We start from the raw sequence: 13,728 nt of genomic DNA on the forward strand, positions 1-13,728 counted from the left end.
ACAAACAGCGATTGAATTTGGCTTGCCGCTCTTTAATTTTGATCATTCATCATTTGACCTGTTGTTTTTGCTCCCGGTGATTTTAAGATAAAAATCAAACCAAAAGGAGTCAAAAAATGTCAAGCATACACAGACCCGATAGAGGTTCACGTGCATTCAGCCCTCGCAAGAGAGCAAAAAGCCCGGTGCCGAAATTCAGGTCCTGGCCCGCAAAAGAAGGCCAGCCGAAATTACAGGCATTTGCAGGATACAAAGCCGGTATGACTCACGTTATCATGATCGATGATAGCAAGACGAGCCTTACCGCCGGTATGGAAATCGCGGTCCCCGTGACCGTCATTGAAACCCCGGCTATCCATGTGGCCGCCATTCGCGCCTACGTCAAAGAAATCGGCGGCGAAGTGGCCGGCGCTGAAGCCTGGACCACCAACTTGCAGCCCGAATTATCCAGAAGACTGCGCGTCCCGAAAACTGACAAATCCGCCGAAGCCCTCGCCAAAATCGAGGACCTCATTTCGAAAGGCGAAGTGACCGACATCCGCGTCGTCACCTACACCACCCCCAAAGCGGTGGCCAGCATTCCGAAAAAGGTTCCCGACGTTATGGAAACCGGAATCAGCGGCAAAGACGTCAAAGCCAAATTCGACTACGCCAAAACCATCCTCGGCAGCGAAATCCGCGTGACCGACGTTTTCAAGAACGGAAACTTCGTCGACGCCGCGGCCATCACAACCGGAAAAGGAACACAAGGTCCGGTTAAGAGATGGGGCATTGCGAAAATGAAAGGAAAACACTCCAGACAAGGCAGCTTGAGACAAATCGGTACCCTTGGTCCCTGGCACCCGGACCACGTTATGTGGCAAACCCCGCAAATGGGTCAAGTCGGATACCACCAGAGAACAGAATACAACAAACGCATTTTAAAGATCGGCGAAAACGGAGACGACGTTACTCCGGCAGGCGGATTCATTAACTACGGTTTGGTCAGCGGCGAATACATCCTCGTGAAAGGAAGCGTCCCGGGCCCGTCCAAAAGATTGATCCGTTTCAGAGACCCGGTCAGATACCACAAAGCACAACCGGCAGAACCGCAAATTCTCCACATCAGTGTGCAGTCTCAACAAGGGTGATATTCATGGTCGCAGCAAAAATTTTAGACTTATCCGGTCAACCGGTCGGGGAAATTGAACTTCCGTCCGTCTTTTTTGAAGACTACCGCCCGGACTTGATCAAGAAGGCCGTTTTGGCCGCCCAAGCAAACAGAAGACACCCCTACGGTCCGACTCTTTACGCCGGTATGCAAACATCCGCAACAGGCTGGGGTTCCGGACGCGGTGCTTCCCACGTTCCGAGAATTGTCAACGGTTCCCGCGCAGCCCGCATTCCGCACGCCAAAGGCGGAAGAGCAGCCCACCCGCCGAAACCGGAAACCGACTACTCTGAAAAAGTGAACAAAAAAGAAAGACGCCTCGCCATCCGCTCGGCCATCGCAGCCACCTGCAGCGAAGATTTAGTCATCACCAGAGGACACATCTTCATGACGGAAGACTTGCCGATCGTCGCCGACGATGCTTTTGAAGGCCTTTCCAAAACCAAGGACGTCATCTCCTTCTTCGAAGCCATCGGCGTTTACGAAGACGTGATGCGCGCCAAACTCGGAAGAAACATCCGGGCCGGACGCGGAAAGATGCGCGGACGCAAATACAAGAACAGAAAAAGCCTCCTTGTCGTGACCGGCGATGAAGCAGCCGTTTCCCGCGCTGCCCGCAACTTGTCCGGTGTTGACATCGCAACCGTTTCCGAGCTCAACGCGGAACTTTTGGCCCCCGGAACACATGCCGGAAGACTCACCGTCTGGACCAAATCCGCCATTATGAAACTCGCTGAAAAAGAAGGTGTTATGGAATGATGTCGGTTCAATATCCGTTCATTACTGAAAAGGCCATGTTCCACATGGAAGACAGCAAACTTCAAGTCATCGTTGATACCCGCGCCAACAAGCAAAAGATCAAAAAAGACGTCGAGGAACTTTACGGATTTAAAGTTGCCAGCGTCCGCACAATGACCACCATGAAGGGGCAGAAAAAAGCAATTATCACATTCGAGAAGTCTGAAGCCGCAAACGAAATTGCAACCAGACTCGGACTCGCATAAGGTGGTTAAGATGGGTAAACGAATTATCGCACAGAGAAGAGGTAAGGGAAGTCCGACTTTCACCGCCCCGTCTCACAAATTTAAAGCAGAACTCATGCATCCGGCCGTTCCCGCAGGCGAGACGCTCAAAGGAACCGTCATTGATGTCGAACACGACACCGCCCGGGCTGCTCCGATCATCAAAGTCTTCTTTGACGATGGAAAATCCCAGTTGATTATCGCAACAGAAGGCGTTGCCGTCGGTCAGATCATCGAATGCGGCCCCGCTGCAGAAGTGAAAGCCGGAAACATTCTTCCGGTCGGAAAGATTCCGGAAGGTATCTTGGTGTGCAACATTGAAGGCAAGCCGAACGACGGTGGAAAATTCACCCGCTCGTCCGGAACATACGCCACAGTCGTCGCGCACGAGGACAACAGAACATCCGTTCAAATGCCGTCCGGTCAAATGAAGTGGTTCAATCCCGAGTGCCGCGCCGTTATCGGTGTCGTCGCAGGCGGCGGACGTGTTGAAAAACCGTTCCTCAAAGCCGGTAAAGTGTACCACAAGATGAAGGTTCGCGCCAAGAGATTCCCCCGTGTCAGAGGAGTGGCCATGAACCCGAGAGACCACCCGTTCGGTGGCGGTAACAGGCAACACCCGTGCCGCTCCACAACGGTCAGCAGAAACGCACCGCCGGGCGCAAAAGTCGGTCACATCGCCGCACGCAGAACCGGAAAGAAACGTTAAAGGGTGATTCAAATGGCAGCAAAGAAAACAGGTTCATCAAGATTACCGAAGCGTAAGGGTGAGTTCACCTACCGCGGAAAAACCATTGCGGAACTTCAGGCGCTCAGCGTCGAAGAATTCGCGGAACTCCTTCCGTCCAGGGAGAGAAGATCGATTACAAGAGGATTGACCGAAGTCCAAAAGAAGGCCCTTGCGGACATGCGGGCCGGCAAAGAAGTCAGAACCCACACACGGACTATGATTATCTTACCGGAAATGGTTGGAAAAACCGTCAATGTGTACGATGGCAAAAAGTTCATCGCCATTGAAATCCAGCCGGAAATGGTGGCTCACCGCTTTGGTGAGTTCGCGCCGACCAGATCCAGAGTTTCCCACGGAAGCGCCGGTGTCGGAGCCACACGTTCCAGTAAATTCGTTCCGTTGAAGTGAGGATGATAACATGGGAAGACTTAATTACTCCACAATCGCCATTCCGGAGAACAGCTCCAAGGCAATGGCCTCCGAACTTCACATCTCCTTCAAAAAGACACGTGAAATTTGCCACCACATTCAGGGTATGAAAGTGACGCAAGCACGCGCCTTTTTAGAAGACGTCGTCTTACAAAAGCAAGCCGTTCCGTTCAAGAGATTTACGGAAGGCGCCGGCCACAAGAGAGGTCCGATGGCAGCCGGAAGATATCCGGTCAACGCCTCGATTGAAATGTTAAAACTCCTCAAAAACGCGGAAAGCAATGCCGAATACAAAGGCCTTGAACCGTCCCGGATGTTCATTTCAACCGCTCTTGCAAACCGCGGTCGAACCATTCGCGGCTTTTTCCCGCGCGCCCGCGGACGTGCGTCCCCGAAAAATACCGAAACCGTGAACATCGAATTGATTTTAAGCGAGGTGCAATAATATGGCAGTCGAAAGAAAATTCGTTAAAGACGGATACACAAAAGCCTCCATGGATGAATATTTCGCAAAACAACTCGGCAGATCCGGTTACGGCGGCATGAACATGAGCCGTACGCCGCTCGGCACTCAAATCACCATCTACTCCGAAAAACCCGGAATGGTCATTGGAAAAGCCGGCAAAGTGATCCGCAAGTTGACGCAAGATGTCACCGACATGTACGGTATTGACAATCCGCAAATTGACGCTCAGGAAATTAAAAAGACCGAACTCAACGCGCAAATCATGGCCAACCGCTTGGCGTCATCGATTGAACGCGGCTGGTACTTCAGAAAAGCCGGTACCAACACCATCCGGGCTGTTATGTCCGCCGGTGCTCTCGGCTGTGAAGTGGTCATTTCCGGTAAATTAACCGGTGCCCGCGCCAGAACTGAAAAGTTCGTGGACGGGTATGTGAAGCACGCCGGCCACCCGGCCGAGGAAATCGTCGACGTCGGCTACGCCGTCGCCATCAAGAAACTCGGAACTCTTGGCTGTAAAGTGAAAATCGTTCAACCGGGCGCTATCCTTCCGGATGCGTTTAAGATTGTTGAAGGATTGCCGGTCGAAATCAAGGAAAAGCCGGTTGTCGTGAAAGAAGAAAAAATCGTTGTCGTTGAAGAAGAAGTCGTCGTTGCTGTTGACAGCGAAGGCGACGTCGTCGTCGAAGAAACCGAAACTGTCGCTGAAGTGACAGCTGTTTCCGTTGAAGAAGGCGATGAAATCGTCGTCGAAGACTCCGACATCAATGAAGTCAGACGCGTCGCAGGCGACGTCTGGCAGCACAAACACGACGGTATTTCCGGATGGCATCCGATGGCACGCGTTCACAAGGAGGCGAAGAAATAATGGCAATCCTCAGAACAAACGACATCCGCAAAATGTCCGCGACCGAAAGAATTGATGAGATCAAAAAATTAAACAACGAACTCATTCGCGAACGCGCGTTGACTTCCGCCGGCGGCGCTCCGGAAAACCCGGGCCGCATCGGCGAAATTACCAAAACCATCGCACGCATCAAGACAATTCAAACCGAGATGAAAGATAACTAAACATGACTGAAATTGAGATCACACCGGACAATTTGCCTTTTCATGAACTGATCGGGCTTTTTGTTCAGGTGCAAAGTTCTTGCGACCCGACAATAACAGGTCTTTCCGGAATCATCGTCGATGAAACCCGGAACACATTTCAGATTGAAACAAACGGTAAAGTGAAAACGGTTCCCAAAGCCGGATCCGTGTTTTCCTTTTCCCTCGTTTCCGAAAAATCAGAAAATGGCCGCATATCCGCAAAAATAATTGGACAATATACGCTCTCACAACCCCAAAATCGGATAAAGAACTTAAAGAAATCAAGAAAATGAGGTTAAATTTATGGCAAGAGATATTGGTATTGATGTTCCGGAACCCACCAAAGAGTGCGATGACATTCACTGCCCGTTCCATGGTAAATTACCGGTCAGAGGACAAATTCTGGTCGGAACGGTCGTCAGCACGAAGATGGACAAATCCGTCGTCATTGAAAGAAAATACGAAAAAATGGTATCCAAATACCAAAGATACGAAAAGCGCCGCTCCATTATGCACGCTCACAACCCGCCCTGCATCAACGCAAAAGTCGGCGACATTGTGACCATTGCCGAATGCCGCCCGCTCAGCAAGACGAAATCATTCGTTGTTGTGAAATCTGAGGAGGCTTAAACATGAAAGCCATTAGATCCAACATTCCGCGCGCTTTAAACTCCGGCGCCCGCGTCGACTGCGTCGACAACACCGGTGCGAAAGTGCTTGAAATTATTTCCGTCAAAAACTACCGTGGTGTCAAAAACAGATACCCGAAAGCCGGCGTCGGCGATCTCTGTATCGTTTCCGTCAAAAAAGGCACGCCCGAAATGAGAAAACAAATTCTCTTGGCGGTCGTTGTCCGGCAAAAGAAAGAAATCAGACGGCCCGACGGCCTGCACGTGTCTTTTGAAGACAACGCCATGGTCCTTGTGGACGAGTCCGGTGTTCCGAAAGGAACCGACATCAAAGGCCCGGTGGCCCGTGAAGTCGCGGAAAGATTCCCCAAAGTCGGTACAACCGCATCTATTGTGATCTGAGGTGACAAAAATGGCAACATCTATCCAACCCAGAAAGCAAAGAAAAGCCAGATACAACGCGCCGCTTCACATGCGCCAAAAATACATGGGCGCCCGCTTAAGCGACGAGTTGTCTAAAAAATACAACACCCGTTCCGCTCCGGTCATCACCGGCGACACCGTTTTGGTGATGCGCGGCGACTTCAAAGGCGTTTCGGGCAAAGTTGAAAAAGTCGATCTCGCCAACTGCGTCATTCACGTGGCCGGCGTCGTGTCGACCAAAGTCAACGGCGAAGAAGTTCCGAGACCCATCTATCCGTCCAACGTGATGATCACGAAATTGGAACTCAAAGATAAAACACGCGATGCACGCATCCGCAGAAAGGAGTGAGTCAAATGCACCAGAAAAGAATGTCAATGCCGACCAGCTGGAAAGTTCCCAAAAAGACCAACAAATGGATTACGGCAACCAGCCCCGGTCCGCACAACAAAGACTCAAGCCTTCCGCTCGTCGTGATTTTACGTGACCTCCTCAAAATCGTCGACACCTCCAAAGAAGCCACCCGCATTCTCCAAGAGAAACAGGTGCTCGTCGACGGCGTCGTCCGGAAAAACTTAAAGTTCCCGGTCGGTATTTTTGACGTCATCGCCATCCCCGCGAACAATCAATATTATCGCATGCTTCAAGACTCCAAAGGCCGTCTTTACCTCAATGAAATTGACGAAAGCCGCGGTCAGTGGAAAGTCTGCAGAATCAACGGTAAGACCACCGTCAAGGGCGGTAAAACCCAATTGAACCTTCACGACGGCACCAACATTTTAGCGTCTGAAGACTACAAGACCAAAGACACTGTGAAACTCTCCCTTCCGGACAAGAAAATCTTGGCCCGGTTCGAGTACAAGGTCGGCAACACCGTGATGATCACGGGCGGCCAGCACAGCGGAATGGTCGGCAAAATTACGGAAATCGAAACCATCCGCAGTTCCAAGAACAACGTGGTGAAAGTTTCCGGCAAACAAGATATTGAAACCATCGAGAACTATGTTTTCGTAATCGGTGAGGACAAACCTGAAATTAAAATCGGTGATCAGTAATGAGCAACTCAGACAATCCAATGAGAACTCCGGTAATCGAGAAAGTTATTGTCCACATGGGTGTCGGCGAAAGCGGCCAACACCTCGTTGATGCAGAAAACATACTTGCGGAAATCACCGGACAAACCGTGATTCGGGCATTTGCGAAAATGACCGTTCCGGCGTTCGGGATTAAAAAGAAAGAGCCGATCGGCTGTAAAGTCACTTTAAGAGGGGAAAATGCGGAAAATTTCCTCACGACCTCTTTGAAAATTGTCGAAAACACCTTAAAGAGCTCCCAATTCGACCAAACGGGCAACGTCTCCTTTGGGATCGAAGAACACACGGATTTCCCCGGTATGAAGTATGACCCGAACATCGGCGTTTTTGGTATGGACGTAACTGTCGTCATGAAACGCCCGGGCAGCAGAATCAGCAACAGAAGAATTGCACAGCGCAAAGTTCCGGCATCCCACAAGATGAACAAGACGGACGCCATTGCATTCTTAAAGGACAATTACGGTGTGGAGGTCATTTAACATGGTACAGACAAAAAAGAGATTCGGACGCGGCGCCAGCTGTTGCAAACGCTGCGGTCAAAAGCAATCGCTTGTCCGCAAATATGGCATCTATTTGTGCCGGCACTGCTTTAGAGAAGTGGCCCCGAAAATGGGCTTTAACAAGTACAGCTGAGGTGACAAGAAATGGTATTATTTGATCCTCTGGCTGACGCTTTATCCGTCATTAAAAACGCGGAAAACGTCGGCAAAACAAACTGCGTCATCCGCCCGGCTTCCAAAATTATCGGAAACGTGCTGAATGTGATGAAAGAAGGCGGCTACATCGAGTCGTTCGAATTCGTCGAAGACGGCAAAGCCGGCGTCTATGAAGTCAAACTCGCCGGTTCCATCAACGACTGCGGCGCCATCAAACCGCGCTACTCGATTGGTGTGGACGGCTTTGAGAAGTGGGAAAAGGAATACTTGCCCGCGAAGAACTTCGGCGTCTTGGTTTTGACCACGTCCTTGGGCGTCTTGTCCCACAACGAAGCGCGTGAAAAGAATGTCGGCGGAAAGCTTTTGGCTTACGTTTACTAACGGGGTGGCAAGATGGCAATAGAATATTCAGAAACTGTCACTGTCACACCCGGCGTGACCATCACTTACGACAAACACATCATGACCGTGAAGGGTCCGAAAGGCGAAAATGTCCGCGAGTTTTACTACCCGGGCATTAACATCACCATCAACGGCGCTGAAATTACTGTTGATTCGGAAAACCCGAAAAAGCAATTTAAGGCCATGGTCGGCACCTACGCGTCCCACATCGAGAACATGATTCACGGTGTGACGGAAGGCTTTGAGTACAAAATGACCATTGTGTACTCTCACTTCCCGATGCAGACGAAAGTGAACGGCAAGACGTTCGTGATCAGCAACTTCCTCGGAGAAAAGAAATCCCGTGTCGCCAAAATCGTCGGCGAAAAAACCACGGTGAAGATCAGCGGCAACAGCGTCGTTGTTTCCGGTATCTGCAAGGAAGAAGTCGGACAAACGACCGCCAACATCGAACAGAAAACCAAAATCAAGAGATTTGACCCGCGCGTCTTCCAAGACGGTATTTACGTGGTGGATAAATCATAAGGTGGTTACAATGGCAAAAGAAAATCAAGTTACTGAAACAAACGCCGCAGAAAACACGTCCGTTGACGCGGTTTGTGCAACCAACCTCCTTGATGCGGACCCTGAGTTCAGACGTTTGTTCAACGTTCGTAAAGTTCAAAAATCGAGAAAACCGTCCTTCCACAAGCAGGGCCAGCACAAATTCAAGCGTCTTTCCACCAGCTGGAGACGCCCGCGCGGTCTTCAGAGCAAGCAGCGTGCCGGTATTTACGGCAAAGGCGCGCTCGTGACCGTCGGTTACGGCAGCCCGGCTTTGATCCGAGGCCTTCACCCGTCCGGTTACGATGAAGTCATCGTCAACAATGTGGATGAATTGGCTTTGATCGACCCTGAATTTGAAGCAGTCAGAATTGCCGGCGCAGTCGGCAGCAAAAAGAAGGCAGCCATCGTCGCGAAAGCGGCCGAATTCGGCATTAAAGTGTTAAACCCGGGAAAGGGGGAAGTCTAATATGGCAAACTTAACCAACCAAAGAAGAATGGCCTCCCAAGTCTTGGACTGCGGTCTTGACCGCGTCTGGCTTGACCCCGAACAAAGCGACAAAATCGCGGAAGCCATCACCCGTGAAGACATTCGCGGGCTCATTTCCGAAGGCCTCATCAAGGCCAAGAAAGTGAAAGGCGTCAGCCGCGGACGCGCCAGAATCGTCGCCGAAAAGAGAGCCTACGGCCACAGAAAAGGTCAAGGTTCCCGCAAAGGTAAGAAAGGCGCCAGAACACCCAGCAAAGAATTGTGGATGAAAAAGATCCGCGCCCTCAGAAAGAAATTGAAAGAGATGCGTGCGGACGAGACCCTGGACAAAAAATCCTACTGCCGCTACTACAGAAAAGCGAAAGGCGGAGAGTTCAGAAACACGGCTCACTTGGAAGCCCACATTCAAGCTGAATTGAAAAAGTAATCATATTACTTTTTTCAATTCTTTTTTCTTTTTTTTGTTTATTTTTTTCTTTTAATGATTCTGTTTTGTTTTGATTCATGCGCCGGCATGCGCGCGCGTTATGGCGATCATTTTTGGCGAATCGTCAAAAAAGATGGGTTCGTTTTCTTATTTTTGTTTGATAATTGCCGAATTTTTAATATTTTTTAACCAATTTTATTAAATTATGTATATAAACAAAATATTATATATTTTTTTGGAGTATTCTATTGTGTGATATTTTCTTCATTCATTTATGGAGAAATATTCAGGAATCCTTTTTCGTGTTTTCCGATTCTTTTCCTTAAAAACGTACAACGGAGGAATATGTTATGTCAATTTCAAAAACAGAAAATTCAAACTCAAATTTCCGGCATTATTCAGCAATTTTCAAATTACTTGTGTTTCTTCTGATTTCGCTTTTTCTTTTGGCGCCCGTGCCGTCCGCGGCGACCGTTTCGGAAACTCCTGTGACGATTCAAGACCCAAATTTGGAAGTGGCCGTTTTTGCGGCTGTCGGTAAAGATATCATGTCAGAAACGTTGTATGACACGGACTTGGCCGGATTAACCAGGCTATCGGCTTATTCTCTCAATATTCAAGATTTATCCGGGCTTGAACATGCCGTCAATTTGGAATATTTAGACTTAGGCAACAACAATATTTCTGATCTTTCGGCTTTAAGAGGCATGGTCAAAATGGAAACACTGATGCTGCCGGATAATCAAATCTCTGATATTTCCGAATTGAGTGGGTTGACCAATTTGACGGAATTAAGGCTGTATGAAAACAATATTTCCGACGTTTCCGCTCTTTCCGGCATGGTTAATATGACTTATTTAGACATCAGCGGGAATAATATTTCCAATATTGATTCCCTTTCCGGTTTGACAAATCTGACCAAACTGACGCTTTCCAGAAACAATATCTCAGATATTTCCGCTCTGGAAGACATGACTAATATGACTGAACTGAGTATTTATGAAAACAATATTTCCGACATTTCAAATTTAAGCAACATGGATGATTTGAAATATTTGGATTTGGGCGACAACAATATCGTTGAAATTTCATCGTTGTCCGGTCTCACGAATTTAAACAACCTCTATTTGACAAACAATTCCGTTGTCGACGTTTCTCCCTTAGCCGGTTTGACCAATTTGAAGAAACTTGAATTGTTTGGCAACAATGATATCTCTGATATCAATGCCTTGTCGGCTCTCAAAGGTTTAACTTATCTGGATTTGTCCGGTAAGAAAATCACCGATGTTTCACCGTTAAGCAGCCTGACCGATTTGGAACAATTGCATTTGCACAACAACAGTATTTCAGATATTTCTGATTTGGCCGGTCTGAGCAATCTGACAATTCTGACGTTGTCGCAAAATCCGATTGCTGATGTTTCCTCTTTGAACAGTCTTTCCGCTTTGGAATTTTTGGTTTTGAACGACAATCCGGCTTATCAGAGTCAGCTGACGGATTTGCCAAGTTCGGCGATTTTGGTTTTGTCCAACGATTCCATTGAATCTGCCGGCACTTGGGGCGGTTACTATTATGTCAAAATTTTAGCGCCGATAACGATCGGCGAGCCTGCTCAACTCAAAAATCCGGCTTACAATGATTCCGGTGCTGTTCTTCTGCCGGTGGGCGGCACGATTACCGGCAACGGGGTTTACGATGACATCACAAACACGGTGACTTGGACTTATCAAGATTACGCGTCGGAAGACAATTATGTGGCATACAAGGCCGGCGGTTCCGGTCTCGTGTCGATTGAATATTTGTTGGTTCCAAAAAAACCGGTTTCCGATAGCGGTGGATTCGGCAGCGCCATGGTGGTGGAAACCGTGCCGAAATCCGATCCGGTAACGGAACCTGCGCCGTCAACACCGTCAACGCCGGCACCGACACCAACGACGCCGACGCAGCCCTCTTCACAATCGCCGCAAAATGAATCGGCAAATAATTTGGGCAGCACGTCTTCAGGCGGTTTGACGACAACCGGTTGGGCTTTGATTATCGCAGGATCTGTCGGCGGGATTGCTTTGATCGGCGGCGCTTATTGGTTCTTTATGAAAAAGAAATAATTCGAAAAAATGCATTCAATCCGTTTTGACATCGTCAAAACGGTTTTTTTTATTTTTGGCGCGGCGGCCGGCGCGCGCGTTATGGCATTCGTTTTTCATGTTTCGTCCAAAACAGTGGGTGCTTTTCATTTCTCTTCATTTATATTTTTGTTTTTCATCTTTTTTTATTTGACGATTCCCGTTTTTATTTTAACAATGTTTAAATATTATCTTTGCCATTTATATATAATCGGCCGGATGAGTGACCCGGTCTTTGAGTAACTTTTTGGTGGAAAAATATGTTGACAAACACGTTTCGTAAATTATCCGTTTTCCTTTTGATTTCTTTGATTCTTTTGGCGTTGACGCCGTCGGCGCTGGCTGACGACACGTTGGTTAACGTTCCCGACGCCAATTTGAAAAAAGCGATCAACACGCAGCTGAACCTTGACGCCAACCATTCTTTGACGGTTTCGGACATGGCCAATTTAACCTCATTGGTGGCGCAGTCGGCCGAGATTTCAAATTTGACCGGACTCGAATATGCGGTCAATTTGCAGTCTCTTTATTTGAACAAAAATGAAATTTCCGACATTTCCGCGCTTGCAAACTTGACAAATCTGTCCGTTCTGGATTTGGGCGGCAACAACATTTCAAACATTTCCGCGGTTTCAGGGTTAACGAAGCTTGAATATCTTTATGTGAACGATAACAAGATTTCCAACGTTTCGCCGGCGGAGAATCTTCTGAACTTGAAAGAGCTTTACATCAACAACAACAGCGTGTCCAATATTTCCGTTTTGTATAATTTGACCAATATGGAAGCGCTTTCCATCGCCAAAAATCCGATTTTTGACGTTTCCGTCCTTAAAAATATGGGCGGCATGACGACGCTGGACATTTCAGACACGGTTGTTCAGGACGCCCGTCCGATTTACGATTTGAATTTGAAAATCTTGTCCATTTCCTTTGACCAAAAACCGGTTGTAAACATGTCGGAAATTGAGACGCTGGACCTCTTGTTCATTTCGGACGATCCGGTTTATTACATTGATTTGGAAGACGACGTCATCACTTTCACGAAAACAATTCCGGCCGGCTCCGTTTTGTCTGTTGACAATCCGGCATTCTATCCGGACGGACACCCGATTCCGCCGAAAAACGGATCCATCAGCAACGGCGGAACGTACAACGCCGCCACGAACACCATCACTTGGGAAAGCCTGGATTCCGTATCCAGCGTCAAGTTCAGTTTCGATAACGAATACGAACCCGGGTTCTCAGGATCGGTCGTTTACGAATTGTCGTTCTCAAGCGCTGAAAGCAGCGGTTTGTCGACAACAACTTGGGTATTGGTTATCGTCGCGATCGTTTTGATCATCTTGATTGCCGGCGGCGTTTACTTGTATTCGTCGAAAAAGAAGAATCAATAAATCGATTCAAGTAAAAAGGTAAAACCCGTTCAACAAGTTTTACCTTCTTTATTTTTATTTTTTTTTTTTTTTTTTTTTTTTTGTTTTTTGCGCACGCCGCCGCGCGCGTTATGACGATCACTTTGGGTGATTCGTCAAAAATGAGTTTTTCATTTTTATGTTTCTCAATTGCAATCATTGCATTTTTCCATCGTCCAAGCTGAGCTGCCACTGGATTCCGAATTTGTCCGTGACCATGCCGTACGATTCGCTCCAAAACGTTTTTTGGAGTTCCATCTCAACTTTTCCGCCGGCTTTCAGGTCGTTGAAGAGCTTTTCAATTCTTTTCTTGTCTGTGGAACCGTATGTCAAACTGATATTGTTTCCGGCGACAAAAGGCATTCCGGGCATGGTGTCCGAAAACATCAGATTGTGCCCATCGATGTTTAAAAATGTGTAAACGATGCGCTTTTTGACGTCGTCGTCCATCGGAAAGTCCGGATTCGGCATGTCGCCGAACGTCATCATTTGTTGCTTTTCGACGCCGAATGTTTTTGCATAAAATTCGACTGCTTCGCGGCAGTTTCCGTTAAAATTGATGAAGGCTTGCAGAACCATTTTCACACGCTCTTGGATTTCAATTGAAATTGTGTTCAAAATTAATCATTTTGACACGCTGATATT

Annotated in this window: 22 protein-coding genes; 21 read left to right on the plus strand and 1 reads right to left on the minus strand. The window is 48.1% G+C overall.

Annotated features, from left to right (window positions below):
• Positions 1 to 116: 116 nt before the first annotated feature.
• From rpl3p to MsAg5_RS02970, 21 genes are all read left to right on the plus strand, one after another.
• Positions 117 to 1,130 (plus strand): 50S ribosomal protein L3, encoded by a 1,014-nt coding sequence (rpl3p, locus tag MsAg5_RS02870; RefSeq protein WP_338099113.1) that lies wholly within the window; start codon positions 117 to 119, stop codon positions 1,128 to 1,130.
• Between the two features lie 5 nt (positions 1,131 to 1,135).
• On the plus strand, positions 1,136 to 1,909 hold the full coding sequence (rpl4p, locus tag MsAg5_RS02875; RefSeq protein ID WP_338099114.1) for a 50S ribosomal protein L4: 774 nt from the start codon (positions 1,136 to 1,138) through the stop codon (positions 1,907 to 1,909).
• Positions 1,906 to 2,154, plus strand: coding sequence for a 50S ribosomal protein L23 (locus MsAg5_RS02880; protein WP_338099115.1), 249 nt, complete (start codon positions 1,906 to 1,908; stop codon positions 2,152 to 2,154). Before rpl4p ends, MsAg5_RS02880 begins: the two co-directional genes overlap by 4 nt.
• Positions 2,155 to 2,164: 10 nt before the next feature.
• Positions 2,165 to 2,881, plus strand: a complete 717-nt coding sequence (locus MsAg5_RS02885; protein WP_338099116.1) for a 50S ribosomal protein L2 — start codon at positions 2,165 to 2,167, stop codon at positions 2,879 to 2,881.
• Between the two features lie 12 nt (positions 2,882 to 2,893).
• Positions 2,894 to 3,310 carry a 30S ribosomal protein S19 gene (locus MsAg5_RS02890; RefSeq protein ID WP_338099117.1) on the plus strand — a complete coding sequence of 139 codons (417 nt, stop codon included), beginning with the start codon at positions 2,894 to 2,896 and terminating at the stop codon, positions 3,308 to 3,310.
• Between the two features lie 10 nt (positions 3,311 to 3,320).
• Positions 3,321 to 3,776 carry a 50S ribosomal protein L22 gene (locus MsAg5_RS02895; protein ID WP_338099118.1) on the plus strand — a complete coding sequence of 152 codons (456 nt, stop codon included), beginning with the start codon at positions 3,321 to 3,323 and terminating at the stop codon, positions 3,774 to 3,776.
• A gap of 1 nt (position 3,777) precedes the next feature.
• A complete protein-coding gene (locus MsAg5_RS02900) occupies positions 3,778 to 4,662 on the plus strand; it encodes a 30S ribosomal protein S3 (protein ID WP_338099119.1) in 885 nt (294 codons plus the stop codon).
• Positions 4,662 to 4,865 carry a 50S ribosomal protein L29 gene (gene rpmC, locus MsAg5_RS02905; RefSeq protein WP_338099120.1) on the plus strand — a complete coding sequence of 68 codons (204 nt, stop codon included), beginning with the start codon at positions 4,662 to 4,664 and terminating at the stop codon, positions 4,863 to 4,865. The genes MsAg5_RS02900 and rpmC overlap by 1 nt, the downstream gene beginning before the upstream one ends.
• Before the next feature lie 2 nt (positions 4,866 to 4,867).
• Positions 4,868 to 5,179 (plus strand): ribonuclease P protein component 1, encoded by a 312-nt coding sequence (locus tag MsAg5_RS02910; protein WP_338099121.1) that lies wholly within the window; start codon positions 4,868 to 4,870, stop codon positions 5,177 to 5,179.
• Between the two features lie 10 nt (positions 5,180 to 5,189).
• A complete protein-coding gene (locus MsAg5_RS02915) occupies positions 5,190 to 5,516 on the plus strand; it encodes a 30S ribosomal protein S17 (RefSeq protein ID WP_338099122.1) in 327 nt (108 codons plus the stop codon).
• A 2-nt stretch (positions 5,517 to 5,518) separates the two neighbouring features.
• Complete coding sequence (locus MsAg5_RS02920; protein WP_338099123.1) at positions 5,519 to 5,917, plus strand: 50S ribosomal protein L14; 399 nt, start codon at positions 5,519 to 5,521, stop codon at positions 5,915 to 5,917.
• Between the two features lie 10 nt (positions 5,918 to 5,927).
• On the plus strand, positions 5,928 to 6,287 hold the full coding sequence (gene rplX / locus MsAg5_RS02925) for a 50S ribosomal protein L24 (protein ID WP_338099124.1): 360 nt from the start codon (positions 5,928 to 5,930) through the stop codon (positions 6,285 to 6,287).
• Between the two features lie 5 nt (positions 6,288 to 6,292).
• Entirely contained in the window at positions 6,293 to 6,991 is a 699-nt protein-coding gene (locus MsAg5_RS02930) for a 30S ribosomal protein S4e (protein WP_338099125.1), read from the plus strand.
• Complete coding sequence (locus MsAg5_RS02935; RefSeq protein ID WP_338099126.1) at positions 6,991 to 7,509, plus strand: 50S ribosomal protein L5; 519 nt, start codon at positions 6,991 to 6,993, stop codon at positions 7,507 to 7,509. Before MsAg5_RS02930 ends, MsAg5_RS02935 begins: the two co-directional genes overlap by 1 nt.
• A 1-nt stretch (position 7,510) precedes the next feature.
• Complete coding sequence (locus MsAg5_RS02940; RefSeq protein WP_338099127.1) at positions 7,511 to 7,663, plus strand: 30S ribosomal protein S14; 153 nt, start codon at positions 7,511 to 7,513, stop codon at positions 7,661 to 7,663.
• 11 nt (positions 7,664 to 7,674) lie between these two features.
• Positions 7,675 to 8,067 (plus strand): 30S ribosomal protein S8, encoded by a 393-nt coding sequence (locus MsAg5_RS02945; protein WP_338099128.1) that lies wholly within the window; start codon positions 7,675 to 7,677, stop codon positions 8,065 to 8,067.
• Between the two features lie 12 nt (positions 8,068 to 8,079).
• Positions 8,080 to 8,613, plus strand: a complete 534-nt coding sequence (gene rpl6p, locus MsAg5_RS02950) for a 50S ribosomal protein L6 (RefSeq protein WP_338099129.1) — start codon at positions 8,080 to 8,082, stop codon at positions 8,611 to 8,613.
• Between the two features lie 10 nt (positions 8,614 to 8,623).
• Positions 8,624 to 9,100: a 50S ribosomal protein L32e gene (locus MsAg5_RS02955; RefSeq protein WP_338099130.1), complete on the plus strand. Its 477-nt coding sequence runs from the start codon at positions 8,624 to 8,626 to the stop codon at positions 9,098 to 9,100.
• Position 9,101: 1 nt separating this feature from the next.
• Positions 9,102 to 9,548, plus strand: a complete 447-nt coding sequence (locus MsAg5_RS02960) for a 50S ribosomal protein L19e (RefSeq protein WP_338099131.1) — start codon at positions 9,102 to 9,104, stop codon at positions 9,546 to 9,548.
• Positions 9,549 to 9,898: 350 nt separating this feature from the next.
• Positions 9,899 to 11,653: a leucine-rich repeat domain-containing protein gene (locus MsAg5_RS02965; RefSeq protein WP_338099132.1), complete on the plus strand. Its 1,755-nt coding sequence runs from the start codon at positions 9,899 to 9,901 to the stop codon at positions 11,651 to 11,653.
• Positions 11,654 to 11,931: 278 nt separating this feature from the next.
• Positions 11,932 to 13,065 carry a leucine-rich repeat domain-containing protein gene (locus MsAg5_RS02970; protein ID WP_338099133.1) on the plus strand — a complete coding sequence of 378 codons (1,134 nt, stop codon included), beginning with the start codon at positions 11,932 to 11,934 and terminating at the stop codon, positions 13,063 to 13,065.
• Between the two features lie 174 nt (positions 13,066 to 13,239).
• On the opposite strand, the gene MsAg5_RS02975 is transcribed toward MsAg5_RS02970, so the two are convergent.
• Positions 13,240 to 13,701, minus strand: coding sequence for a VOC family protein (locus MsAg5_RS02975; RefSeq protein WP_338099134.1), 462 nt, complete (start codon positions 13,699 to 13,701; stop codon positions 13,240 to 13,242).
• Between the last annotated feature and the right edge of the window lie 27 nt (positions 13,702 to 13,728).

Origin of the sequence: Methanolapillus africanus (genome assembly GCF_032714475.1) — an archaeon.
Classification (GTDB): domain Archaea; phylum Halobacteriota; class Methanosarcinia; order Methanosarcinales; family Methanosarcinaceae; genus Methanolapillus; species Methanolapillus africanus.